The organism is Micromonospora cabrerizensis, assembly GCF_022230955.1.
Classification (GTDB): Bacteria; Actinomycetota; Actinomycetes; order Mycobacteriales; family Micromonosporaceae; genus Micromonospora; species Micromonospora cabrerizensis.
On the sequence record NZ_JAKKFI010000006.1, the window covers coordinates 1 to 11,047 of the forward strand.

12 protein-coding genes are annotated in these 11,047 nt (G+C 71.8%); 7 read left to right on the plus strand and 5 right to left on the minus strand.

Annotation, left to right across the window (positions count from 1 at the left end; translation table 11 throughout):
* The 3 genes from LADH09A_RS01110 to LADH09A_RS01120 all read right to left on the minus strand — a co-directional run.
* A partial coding sequence (locus tag LADH09A_RS01110; protein ID WP_238642854.1) for a hypothetical protein occupies nucleotides 1-465 on the minus strand: 465 nt, incomplete at its 3' end.
* A 109-nt stretch (nucleotides 466-574) separates the two neighbouring features.
* Nucleotides 575-1,372: a peroxide stress protein YaaA gene (gene yaaA / locus LADH09A_RS01115; RefSeq protein WP_238642855.1), complete on the minus strand. Its 798-nt coding sequence runs from the start codon at nucleotides 1,370-1,372 to the stop codon at nucleotides 575-577.
* Nucleotides 1,373-1,437: 65 nt separating this feature from the next.
* Complete coding sequence (locus tag LADH09A_RS01120) at nucleotides 1,438-3,057, minus strand: glycosyltransferase family protein (RefSeq protein WP_372492201.1); 1,620 nt, start codon at nucleotides 3,055-3,057, stop codon at nucleotides 1,438-1,440.
* Between the two features lie 191 nt (nucleotides 3,058-3,248).
* Here LADH09A_RS01120 and LADH09A_RS01125 point away from each other — a divergent pair, with 191 nt between their 5' ends.
* The 6 genes from LADH09A_RS01125 (at nucleotide 3,249) to LADH09A_RS01150 (ending at nucleotide 6,946) form a co-directional block, all read left to right on the plus strand.
* Nucleotides 3,249-4,289: an App1 family protein phosphatidate phosphatase gene (locus tag LADH09A_RS01125; protein WP_238642857.1), complete on the plus strand. Its 1,041-nt coding sequence runs from the start codon at nucleotides 3,249-3,251 to the stop codon at nucleotides 4,287-4,289.
* Between the two features lie 123 nt (nucleotides 4,290-4,412).
* On the plus strand, nucleotides 4,413-4,841 hold the full coding sequence (locus LADH09A_RS01130) for a hypothetical protein (RefSeq protein WP_238642858.1): 429 nt from the start codon (nucleotides 4,413-4,415) through the stop codon (nucleotides 4,839-4,841).
* Nucleotides 4,832-5,455, plus strand: a complete 624-nt coding sequence (locus LADH09A_RS01135) for a DUF6346 domain-containing protein (protein ID WP_238642859.1) — start codon at nucleotides 4,832-4,834, stop codon at nucleotides 5,453-5,455. The genes LADH09A_RS01130 and LADH09A_RS01135 overlap by 10 nt, the downstream gene beginning before the upstream one ends.
* A gap of 5 nt (nucleotides 5,456-5,460) precedes the next feature.
* On the plus strand, nucleotides 5,461-6,042 hold the full coding sequence (locus tag LADH09A_RS01140) for a DUF6346 domain-containing protein (RefSeq protein WP_238642860.1): 582 nt from the start codon (nucleotides 5,461-5,463) through the stop codon (nucleotides 6,040-6,042).
* A 20-nt stretch (nucleotides 6,043-6,062) separates the two neighbouring features.
* Complete coding sequence (locus LADH09A_RS01145; RefSeq protein WP_238642861.1) at nucleotides 6,063-6,590, plus strand: hypothetical protein; 528 nt, start codon at nucleotides 6,063-6,065, stop codon at nucleotides 6,588-6,590.
* Nucleotides 6,591-6,616: 26 nt separating this feature from the next.
* The gene (locus tag LADH09A_RS01150; protein WP_238642862.1) at nucleotides 6,617-6,946 is read left to right on the plus strand and encodes a hypothetical protein; all 330 of its coding nucleotides are present in this window, start codon (nucleotides 6,617-6,619) and stop codon (nucleotides 6,944-6,946) included.
* A 53-nt stretch (nucleotides 6,947-6,999) separates the two neighbouring features.
* Here LADH09A_RS01150 and LADH09A_RS01155 read toward each other — a convergent pair whose 3' ends face one another.
* A complete protein-coding gene (locus LADH09A_RS01155; protein WP_238642863.1) occupies nucleotides 7,000-7,647 on the minus strand; it encodes a TetR/AcrR family transcriptional regulator in 648 nt (215 codons plus the stop codon).
* 107 nt (nucleotides 7,648-7,754) lie between these two features.
* Between LADH09A_RS01155 and LADH09A_RS01160 the strand changes: the two genes are divergently transcribed.
* The gene (locus tag LADH09A_RS01160; protein WP_238642864.1) at nucleotides 7,755-8,726 is read left to right on the plus strand and encodes an alpha/beta fold hydrolase; all 972 of its coding nucleotides are present in this window, start codon (nucleotides 7,755-7,757) and stop codon (nucleotides 8,724-8,726) included.
* A gap of 47 nt (nucleotides 8,727-8,773) precedes the next feature.
* On the opposite strand, the gene glgB is transcribed toward LADH09A_RS01160, so the two are convergent.
* Entirely contained in the window at nucleotides 8,774-10,876 is a 2,103-nt protein-coding gene (gene glgB / locus LADH09A_RS01165; protein ID WP_238642865.1) for a 1,4-alpha-glucan branching protein GlgB, read from the minus strand.
* Nucleotides 10,877-11,047: the final 171 nt, after the last annotated feature.

An 11,047-nucleotide genomic window follows, 5' to 3' on the forward strand; every position in this document is an offset into this window, starting at 1 on the left:
CCGCCCGGCGGCCAGCAGCGCCGATCGCCAGGCCGCCGCCGCGAGCCGGCCCACCAACCGCCGGCGCGCCGGCGAGGCACCGGGCAGCGGCCCGCCGAGCAGCTCACGCCGCCCCTGCCACCAGCCCGCGTCCAACACCCGGGTGTACGCCTCCCGGTGCTCCTGCGGCACCCAGAGGCGGTGTAGCTCGTAGCGGCGACGCAGACCACCGACGACGACCTCGTGGGTCACCGGGATGTCGAGCCGGGCGAGTAGTTGCCGCGTCCGTTGCGCGGCGTCCTCCCGGTTGAACTCCACCCCGGGCGCGTGCGCCAGGCGTGCCGCGCTCGGCCGGGCGGCGGTCGGCGGCGGTGTGCAGCGCAGCAGGCAGGCGGCCTCGAACGCGTCACCCAGGGTCAGCCAGTCCAACGGAGGTGGCGGCCCCGGGGAGCGGGGCCGGTCGAGCAGGGCGGGTTCGAGGGTCAACGAAGGCTCCCTTGTCGGAGTCTGGGTTCCCCTACCGTGGCTCCTGCGTCGCCGTTACGGAACACGTCCGGCCCAGCCTTGAGCAAATCTTGCGGCTGCCGTGGCACCCCTACAGGTCGGTGACCACCAGATCGACCTGCCGAACCCGGCCGGGCGCGGTGGTCTGCTCCACGACGGTGTGCTTCAGCTCGCTCAGCGTGGCGACCACCTCGTCGGCGGTGCGCGGTCGGGCGCCGGCGACGAGCAGGTCGCGGACCAGCCGTCCCTTGGTCGCCTTGTTGAAGTGGCTCACCACCGACCGGACCGGCACGCCGTCCACCTCCCGCTCGTGCAGCACCCGCACGGTGACGGTCCGCTCGGCCAGCGGCCCGCGCGGCGTCCACATGGCCGCGTACGCGCCGGAGCGCAGGTCCAGCACCGGGCCCTTACCGGCGGCGGCGTCCAACACCGGCGTCAGCTCCCTGCGCCAGTACGCGGACAACGCCCCGACGCCCGGCAGGCGAGCGCCGACGGGGCAGCGGTACGGGGGGATCCGGTCGGCGAGGCGGACGGTGCCCCACAGCCCGGAGCTGATCATGATCGACCGGCGGGCCGCCCGCTGCGCCGCAGCCGGCAACGAGACCAGGTCCAACGCCTCGTACAGCACCCCGGTGTAGAGCCGCTCGGCCGGCGCGGTGGCCGCCTCCCGCAGTCGGGCGTTGCGGCGCAGCTCGCCCCGCTGGCCGTCGCTGAGCCCGAGCGCCGCCCGCGCGGCCTCCTCGTCCGGCCCGGCGCAGAGCGCCACCAGGGCGTCCAGCACCCGTTCGCGGGCGGGGTTCAGCTCGGGCAGCGAGACCCGGTCCGGGGCCCAGCGCCGCCCGGTGCCGGCGTCGGCCTTCCCCTCCGAGGGCGGCAGCAGGATGAGCATGGTTCTCCTCGACGGGCGCGACGACGGCGCCCCACGCGCCGGCCCGGCCAGCGTACGACCCGTCCCTACCGCCAGGGTCGCACCGGGGTGTCGGGGTGGTACACGCGATAGCCGCCGACCTCGCGCACGAGTGCGGTGTCGGCACGCTCGGCGAGCAGTCGGCGCAGCCGCCGATCCATCGGCGAATCGACCTCCACCACGTAGCCCGGTCGTTCGGCCCGCCCGACCTGCCGCCAGTACGGCCGGTAGCGGTTCTGCCCGGGGGACAGGTCGCCGTCCAGCACCCCGCAGACCACCGTCTCGTCCGTGTTGAAGATCAGCCGGTTGCAGGTCCAGTAGTCCCCGTACACCTCGTGGGGTCCGTCGGCACGGAGCGCGGCGGCCAACTCCCGGGCCTCCCGCTCCTCGGTTCGGGACGCGGCGGTGCCGGTGGCCGCGAAGAGCACGGTGATCACTACCGTGGTCGCGGTCAGCGCGGCCAGCACCGCCGTGGACAGCGCGCCGGTGAGCCGGCCGAGCGCCCCGACCGTGCCCCGCCAGCAGGCCATCGCCGCCACCCAGAGCGGCCAGAGCACCGCCGGCAGCGACAGTTGCAGCACCGACAGGTACCGGGCGTTGTCCAGCGGGCTGGTCGCGGCGAGCGGGCTGCGCACGTACGACAGCAGGGTCAACGCGGCGCCGGCGACCAGCGCGAGCTGCACGACCGGCCCGACCCGCTCCCCGCGCGGCGTCGCCGCCGCGCGACGGTACGCGAGCACCGCGAGGACCGCGCCGACCACCAGCAGCACGGGGTACAACACGCCGAACCACTGTTGCCACCGGCCGCAGCCGCCCACCGGGCAGAGCCCGTGCGCCAACGGCACCCCCTCCAGCAGACCGCCCCGGATCCGGTCGGACCACGGTGGCAGCGGCCCGGCCTTGGTGCTGACCGCGCGGAACACCGACAGCGAGTCCTCACCGGGCCCGGCCCGCAGGTTGTCGAGGATCATCGGCGCCACCCCGACGACGGCCCCCACCACCAGCAGCAGACCGGACCAGCCGAGCAGTTCCCGCCGCACCGCCCACACCAGGGCGAGCCCGGCCACCGCCAGGTACGGCAGGATCAGCCAGTCCGACCAGGCGGCCAGCCCGACGAGCAGGCCGAACACCGCGACCGCGAGCCGTCGGCGGCGGACCGTTCCGGCGGCCAACCCCACGGTGATCAGCAGCATCAGCAGCACCGCGGGCTTCACCTCGGGCCGGCCACCCACCACCGTGATCTGGTCGCGCACCACCCGCTCCCCGCCGAGCGCGAGCAGGCCCACGACGAGGGTGGCGAACCAGGGTGTGCACAGGCGGCGGGTCAGCCGGTGGATCAGGTAGAGGAACAGCGCGTACAGCGCGAGCATCGGCAGGCGCAGCACCGGCCAACTCGGCCCGGCCACCGCCACCAGGGGCGCGGCCAGGTACGACTCCAACATCCCCATGTAGTGCTGGCCGTACAGGAAGACCGGGCGTTCCCGGCCCTGCCCGATGTGCAGTGCGGCGAGACCGAAGGTCGCCTCGTCGCTGTTCGACACCGGCACCGTGAACAGGGTCAGGACCAGCCGGTAGGCGACACCGGCCAGCCCGAACAGCAGCGCGACGAGCGCCGGCCGGTCGAGTCGCGGGCGCCATCGCCCACGGTGCTGCTCTGGAAGTGACACGACCACGCCCCCGTCGTCGTCCCGACGGAGTGTTTCACGTTCGGCGGGGTCGCCGGGCTGGATCGGCGCAGCCGGGGTGGGCTGGTCCGGCTCCCGGTGGCCGGGCCGGTTCGCCCCGGCCCCGGGTCGGCTCGCCCCGGCCCGGGTCGGCTCACGTGGCCGTGGGTGTCGACGTGTGGCAGGGTTGGCGCGTGCCACCCACTCCCGCCGGCCAGTTGGCCGTTCCGCACCTGCACCGGGCTGCGCGGATCGAGGACGCCGTGCACCAGCTCGTCCAGCGTCGGCTGCGGCGCACCGGGTGGCGGGTCAACATCGTCGCGTACACCGGCTATGGCGCGCCCGGTTGGGTGCGGGTGATGTGCCGGGTCCTGCTGGGCCGTCCGGACACCCGCCAGCGGGGCCGGCTGGACAAGGTCCGCGGCTGGCGCAGCTTCACCACGCTGCCCAACAAGCATGTCACCGTGACCATCGAGGCCGGCGGGGTGCGGCACGAGACGCAGGCCGACCGCAGCGGGTTCGTCGACACCCTGGTCGAGGCCGACCTACCACCCGGCTGGGGCACGGTCCGGCTCAGCGTGCCGGACGCGGAGCCGGTCGACGCGCCGGTGCGCATCCTCGACCCGGAGGTCAAGTTCGGCATCATCTCCGACATCGACGACACGGTGATGGTGACCGCGCTGCCCCGACCGCTGCTCGCCGCATGGAACACGTTCGTGCTCGACGAGCACGCCCGCAACGCCGTGCCCGGCATGGCCGTGCTCTACGAGCGGCTGGTCACCGCGCACCCCGGCGCCCCGGTCTTCTACCTGTCCACGGGCGCGTGGAACGTGGCACCGACGCTGACCCGGTTCCTGTCCCGGCACCTCTACCCGGCCGGGCCGCTGCTGTTGACCGACTGGGGGCCGACCGCCGACCGGTGGTTCCGCAGCGGGCGGGAGCACAAGCGGGTCACCCTGGCCCGGATGGCCAAGGAGTTTCCCGACGTGAAGTGGCTGTTGGTGGGCGACGACGGGCAGCACGACCAGGAGATCTACCGCGAGTTCGCCGCGGCCCACCCGGAGAACGTCGCCGGGGTGGCGATCCGTCGGCTCTCGCCGACGCAGTCGGTGCTGGCCGGTAGCCTGCCCGCCCCGGCGGGCGCGTCGTCGGCGGGGCCGGTGGGGCAGAAGTGGCTCTCCGCGCCCGACGGCGCCGGCCTGTGGCAGTTGCTCCGCGACGCCGGCCTCGTCTAGGCCCGACGCAACCCCACGGGTCCCGGCCGGGCCTGCCCGCCCGGCGGCTTGCCGTGCTGCGCTACGGTCCCATCCGACCCGCCTGGGTGCGGGAGGCCGGAGCGGGGGTGGATGGTGCGATACGTGCAACCACGGTTGGCGCCCGACGAAACGGTTCTGTTCACCCAGCGGGGATACTTCCCCATTGGTGCAACGGTGTTCAGCGCCTACGGGGCCCTCCTCGTCCTCACCACCAGCCGCCTGCTCTTCGCGCCAGTTCGGATCTGGAAAATCCGCAACCCTGCGGAGGCCTGGGTTCGCGGCAAGTCGATGAACCTTCCGGACGTGACGGCCGCCGAACCCGCGTCCGGCGCGCGGTTGACGATCAGTTCCCGGTACGGCGACACCGTCTCCTTCTGCGCCGTCCTCCCCACGGGTCCGGGCTTCGTCTGGCAGGTGCGCGACGCCGTTCCCTGTCGGGACGAGACAGTTCGACAGGTCAGGCAGGCCATTCGGGTCACCGGAACTGGTTCGGGTGCGGCCGACGTCGGTGACGGCGGCGCGTGGCGCTGAACGACGGGGACGTGGACCAGACCGGTCGCGTGCAGGGCGAACAGATCGCCGCGTACGAGAGGCGCGGGCCGTTCTGGGGACGCCTGACGCAGTTCGCGGTCGTGGTTGTCTGCGCTGCGTCGCTCGTCGCCTCGACGCTCGTGCTGGACACGGTGGTGAGCTTCTACCCGGGCACCGGAGCGTACAAGTCCACCCCTGCCCAACAGCAAGCGGAAGCAACAGTCCACGAATGCCGCCGAGTCGGTCCGGTGAGCGGCGACGGGTTCGGTTACTGGTGGCACTGCGCGGTCACGGTCCGGACCAGCGACGGCCGCGAGGTGCGGACCGTGGTGCGGCACTCGACCGTCACCCCTCACGACCGGGGGAGTCCGGTCGAGTTCCGCGAGGTCTGCTACGGCAAGGGCAACACCGACTGTCGGTACGGTCGCCCGGCGTGGCGAATCTGGGCGCTGGCACTGGCGGCGTTGGGCATCATGCGGACCGCCCTGGTCCTCCTGCTGCTCCTGGGCACGGGCTTGTATCTCCTGCGGACGGTGGTGGGCGTCCCGAGGTACTACGCCTGGGTCAACCGCCGTGCCAAGGGCCGTCGTTCCGTGTCTCGACGAGGGGGATGAGCCCCATGGACCCCGCGATCCGGGACCGCGAGCTGCGACTCTGGCAGACCCTGGGGCCGACCGGCTACCGCCTGCGTTCGGTCGGCGTTGCCGCCCTGCTGGCTCTGGGCGGGCTGGTGGTCCTTCTCGGGATCATGACCGTTATCAGCCACTTCCCCGGCACCGGGGCTGTCTACAAGGGGCCAGGAGAGCGCTCGGTGCGCGTGGTCGTCGGCACCTGCCAGCAGCTCGGTCCGATCAGCAAGCAAGGCTTCGGTTACTGGTGGGAGTGCGACGCCGCCGTGACCGGAGCCGGCGGCGCTGTCCGGAAGACCCGGATCGAGCGCTCGATCGTCACCCCTGAGGACCAGGGTCGGTCGCTCGTGCTGCGCGAGGGATGCCGTGACAGGAAAGGGTTCACCGACTGCTCGTACGGCAGACCGACCAGTTCGTGGCTGGAGATGGGCGTGCTGCTCACCGGCAAGGTGGGGTGGATCGTTGCCGTCATCAGCGGCCTGACCGCCCTGGTGTACCTGACCCGGGCGCTCCTCGGGGCACCCCGCTACTGCCGCCTGCGCGGCGGCCGACCAGCGGGCGCAGGATCATGAGCGGAGGTCGCCCGGCGTTGATGCCGATGAGGAACTGGGGTGCGTGGTTCGGCGGTCTGACGCTGTGGGCCGCGTTCGGATTCATGATGGTGATGTTCAGCGGGAACCCGGCGAACGGCTGGGGTGACCTGTTGCTGGTCGCCGCGTTCTTCGTCGGCCTCTGTCACCTCGTCACGCTCGCCGCCATGTTCTCCTACGTGAAGGTGACTCCGGCCGCCCTGCTGGTGGTCAACCCGGGACTGTCGACCGCGATACCGTGGAGTCGCGTCCAGGAGGTCGTCGCGGAGCATGGCCTCGTTGTCAGGGTCAGGGGTGGCGAGGACGTCCACTGCTACGCGTTCCAGCCCTCTGTTGTCGGCCGCCTGATGGGCTATCCGGGCGCCCATCGAGCAGCCAGCAAGATCGACAGTTATGGGAAGCGCGTTGCCCTCGCAGCCGGCAAGGACGACCCGGAAAGCGCGGTTACCTGGCGGCGCCATCTGCTGTGGGTGGTGGGTGGCTGGTCGGTCTTCGCGTTGCTCGTACCCTCGTTGGTCCGTGTCCTGTGAGGAGCAGCCAGACGCCCGATGAGCAGGTGACCGCGACCAGGCGTCGCACGTCCTACCGGTTGCACGTGTTGTCCTGGCGGCTGGCGTTCCTGGCTGGTGTCCTCACCGCGTTGGCCCAGGTGCTGCGCGCCAACCACGTCATCGGCCACCTGGCTTCGGTGGTCGTGGTCGTTCCACTTGTTGCGGTCTTCGGTGGTGCCTTGCTCCTGGCGCTCGTGACGGGCGCGATTCAGGCAGCTCACTTCTCGGTCAACCCTCTCGGGAGAGGTGCGGTGCAGCGGCAGGTCCGGTTCGGTCGGATGCTTCTGGTGGATCTGGTGACCCTGCCGTGGAGTCCCCATGCCCGTCGGGAGTGACCAACGGCCCGGTGTCGCCGGGCAACGAGCCCCCGGAGTCCGCGACGCCAGGATCAGGACGACGGATTCCCGGCGTCCTGCAATCCGGTGCCGAGGGACCGGCGAAGCATGGTGACCAGTTCCTCGGCTGCGTGGCGGCTGTCGAAGTCGGGATCGGCCAGGCGCTCCGACACGATCGCGTCGACGGCCCCGTTGACGATGACGGCGGTGGCCTGCGGGTCGATGTCGGGTCGGTAGTCGCCGGCCGCCCGCGCCGCGTCGATCAGACCGGCGACGGCCTCCCGCCGACTGCGCGCGTTCGGCGTGTCACCGATGCCGGTGTCCTCGCTCAACGCCTCGACGATCATCCGGGTGTGGTCCGGGTGGTCCCGCAGGTACGCCACCAGGGACCGGACGTAGGCCTCCACCGCGGACGCACCGGAGCGCGACCCGACTGCGGCGCCGACGTACTCGGTGAGGGACTCCAGGACCGAGGCGTAGGCGGTCCGCACGACCGCGTCCTTGGAGGGGAAGTGGTAGAGGACGGCGGCCTTGGAGATGCCGGCCGCCTCCGCGATCCGGGCGAGTGAGGTGCCCGGATAGCCGTGCCGGGCAACCAGGTCGATGGTCACGCCGATGAGTTGCGCCCGTCGCGCCTGCTCGGTGATCGTGAGGGGCTTGGCGGCGCGGACCTGCGCTGACGTGGCGTCGTTCGGGTGCACCCGCTTACCGTACCGGCCCTCTCGCCCACCATTCTCTGACCTAACGGTTGTATTTTCTACCGCGCGGTTAGTAATCTGACCTCATGGTAGTGAATGTCGTGCGGAGGATGGGCAGGTTCCTGTCGGCGCATCGGCGGCTCCTGATCCGGGCCGCCGCGGTGCTCGCGGTGATCACGGTGGCGATCGCGTACGCGCTGCGCGACCCGGCACCCGTCGGCTACTTCACGTCGGCAGAGTCCCAGGATCGTTTCGTCAGTGCCTACGCGGAGGCGATGGCGGACCTGCCGGAGCCCGACCGCACCCTCGACGTCCGGACCGGATACGGCGTCGTACGGCTCTACCACTTCAGCGGCGGCACCGACCCGGCAGCCGCGCCCCTGCTGCTTCTGCCCGGCCGGGCGTCGGCGTCACCGGTCTGGGCGGACAACCTGCCATCGTTGCTGCGGTCGCGCGACGTCTACACCGTCGACCTGCTCGGTGAGCCGGGCATGAGCATCCAGCAGCGCCCCGTCAAGGACACGACCGCCCACGCGCAGTGGTTGCACGAGGTCCTGCTGGCGCTACCCGAGCCGACGATCCACCTGGTCGGCGTGTCGTTCGGCGGCTGGACGGCGATGAACCTCGCAGTGCACCGGCCGGAGAAGGTCGGCAGTGTCGTACTGCTCGATCCGGTCCTGGTCTTCGCCGACCTGTCGACTGAGGTGGTGCTGCGGTCCATTCCGGTGAGCGTCCGCTGGGCGCCTCGGTCCTGGCGCGACAGCTTCGCCAGCTGGACGGCGAACGGCGCACCGGTGGAGGACGTACCGGTCGCCCGGATGATCGAGGCCGGCATGCAGGCGTACGTGGTGAAACTGTCCGCCCCGACACGGCCGTCCGAGGACCAACTCGCGGCGGTCGGCGTCCCGGTGCTCGTCCTGATGGCGGGGAAGTCCCGGCTGCACGACGCGGGCGAGGCCGCGAAGCTGGCGGAGCGGTCCCTGCCCCGGGGCACCGTGAAGACCTACCCGGACGCGTCGCACGCCATCAACGGCGAGTACCCGAACGAGATAGCCGCTGACATCGCCGCGTTCCTCGACTGACCGCCTCGACCAACCGGCAGAGCGCCGCAGACGCCGGCCGTCATGGGTCAGCCCTGGCGGAGCCAGACCACGCCCAGCGGCGGCACCTGGAGGGCCGCCGAGGCGACCATGCCGTGCCACGGCACGTCCTCGGCGCGTACCTCACCCAGGTTGCCCACCCCGGAGCCGCCGTAGTGGTGGGCGTCGGTGTTGAGCACCTCGGTCCACGTGCCGCCGGCCGGCAGGCCGATCCGGTAGTCGTGCAGCGGCTGGGCGGAGAAGTTCGCCACGCACACCAGCGTCGAGCCGTCCGGGGCGATCCGGACGAACGACACGGTGTTGTTGGCGACGTCGTCGCCGGCGATCCACCGGAACCCGGCGGGCTCGGTGTCCTGTGCCCAGAGCGCCGGAGTGTCCCGGTAGACCCGGTTGAGGTCGCCGACCAGGCGGTGCACGCCGGCGCGGGCCGGGTCGTGCAGCAGGTACCAGTCGAGGCCGCGCTCCTCGCTCCACTCCCGGTCGTCGGCCAGCTCGGAGCCCATGAAGAGCAGCTGCTTGCCCGGGTGCGCCCACATGTACGCCAACAGCGCCCGCACGTTCGCCAGCCGCTGCCAGGTGTCGCCGGGCATCTTGCCGGCCAGCGAGCCCTTGCCGTGCACCACCTCGTCGTGGCTGATCGGCAGCACGTAGTTCTCGCTCCAGGCGTACGCCAGGGAGAAGGTGAGCTGGTGGTGGTGGTGCTGGCGGTAGATCGGGTCCTTCGAGGTGTAGAGCAGGGTGTCGTGCATCCAGCCCATGTTCCACTTGAACCCGAAGCCCAGCCCGCCCTCGGCGGTGGAGCTGGTGACACCCGGCCAGGCGGTGGACTCCTCGGCGATCATCACGACACCGGCGTGGTGCTTGTAGACGGTCGCGTTCACCTCCTGCATGAGCGCGATGGCCTCCAGGTTCTCCCGGCCGCCGTACTTGTTCGGGGCCCACTCGCCGTGGTTGCGGGAGTAGTCCAGGTAGAGCATCGAGGCGACGGCGTCGACCCGCAGCCCGTCGACGTGGAACTGGTCGCACCAGTAGAGCGCGTTGGCGACCAGGAAGTTGCGCACCTCGTTGCGGCCGAAGTCGAAGACGTACGTACCCCAGTCGGGGTGTTCGCCGCGGCGCGGGTCGGGGTGCTCGTAGAGCGGGGTGCCGTCGAAGCGGCCGAGGGCCCACTCGTCCTTGGGGAAGTGCGCGGGCACCCAGTCCAGGATCACGCCGATGCCCGCGGCGTGCAGCCGGTCGACCAGGTGCCGGAACTCGTCCGGGTCACCGAAGCGGGAGGTCGGCGCGTAGTAGCCGGTGACCTGGTAACCCCAGGAACCGCCGAACGGGTGCTCCATCACCGGCAGGAACTCCACGTGCGTGAAGCCCAACTCACTGACGTACGCGGTGAGCTGGTCGGCCAGCTCGCGGTAACTCAGCCCGGGTCGCCACGAACCGAGGTGCACCTCGTAGACGCTCATCGGCTCCTGGTGCGGCTGTCGCTCGGCCCGCCGGGCCAGCCAGTCCGCGTCGTTCCACCGGTACGTCGAGTGGTGCACGACCGAGGCGGTGGCCGGCGGCACCTCCGCGTACGCGGCCATGGGGTCGGCCTTGTCCCGCCACTGCCCGTCGGCGCCCAGCACCCGGTACTTGTAGCGGGCCCCGACCCGGGCGTTGGGGACGAACAGCTCCCACACGCCGCTGGAGCCGAGCGAGCGCATCGGCCAGCCGTCGTCCGGCCCCCAGCCGGTGAAGTCGCCGACCACCCGGACCCCGCGGGCGTTGGGCGCCCACACGCTGAACGCCACGCCCTCGTCGAAGACCCGGGCGCCCAGGGCGTCCCACAGTCGCTCGTGCCGGCCCTCGCCGATCAGGTGCAGATCCAGCTCGCCGAGCGTCGGCGGATAGCGGTACGGGTCGTCGTGCGCGGTGCCGTCGACCTCCACCCGGTAGTCGAGCACGGTGCCCTCGACCTGCGTCTCGAAAACACCCACGTCGTGCACCCGCTTCATCGGGTGCCGCTCGTCGCCGACGAGCAGCACCACGTCGCCGGCACCCCGGCGCATCGTGCGGATCGTCGTCGAGGAGTCGGCGGGGTGCGCGCCGAGCAGCGCGTGCGGGTCGTGCGTCGCGCCGGAGATCAGCTGGTCCATCGGGCGTCCTTCGGGGCGGCGTCGGTCGGTGCGGAGGCGGACGGGCGGGTGGCCGCTCGGCGCGGCGGGGTCGGAACCGGGCCCGACCGGCGGGGCGGAGTCGGAACGGGAGCTGTCGGCGCGGGAGCTGTCGGAACGGGAGCTGTCGGTGCGGGAGCTGTCGGTGCGGGA

Coding starts and splice junctions, on each gene's coding strand:
- LADH09A_RS01160 (WP_238642864.1), top strand. CDS start 7,755: ATGGGCAGGTTCCTGTCGGCGCATCGGCGGCTCCTGATCCGGGCCGCC.
- glgB (WP_238642865.1), bottom strand. CDS start 10,876: ATGGACCAGCTGATCTCCGGCGCGACGCACGACCCGCACGCGCTGCTC.
- LADH09A_RS01145 (WP_238642861.1), top strand. CDS start 6,063: ATGCCGATGAGGAACTGGGGTGCGTGGTTCGGCGGTCTGACGCTGTGG.
- LADH09A_RS01140 (WP_238642860.1), top strand. CDS start 5,461: ATGGACCCCGCGATCCGGGACCGCGAGCTGCGACTCTGGCAGACCCTG.
- yaaA (WP_238642855.1), bottom strand. CDS start 1,372: ATGCTCATCCTGCTGCCGCCCTCGGAGGGGAAGGCCGACGCCGGCACC.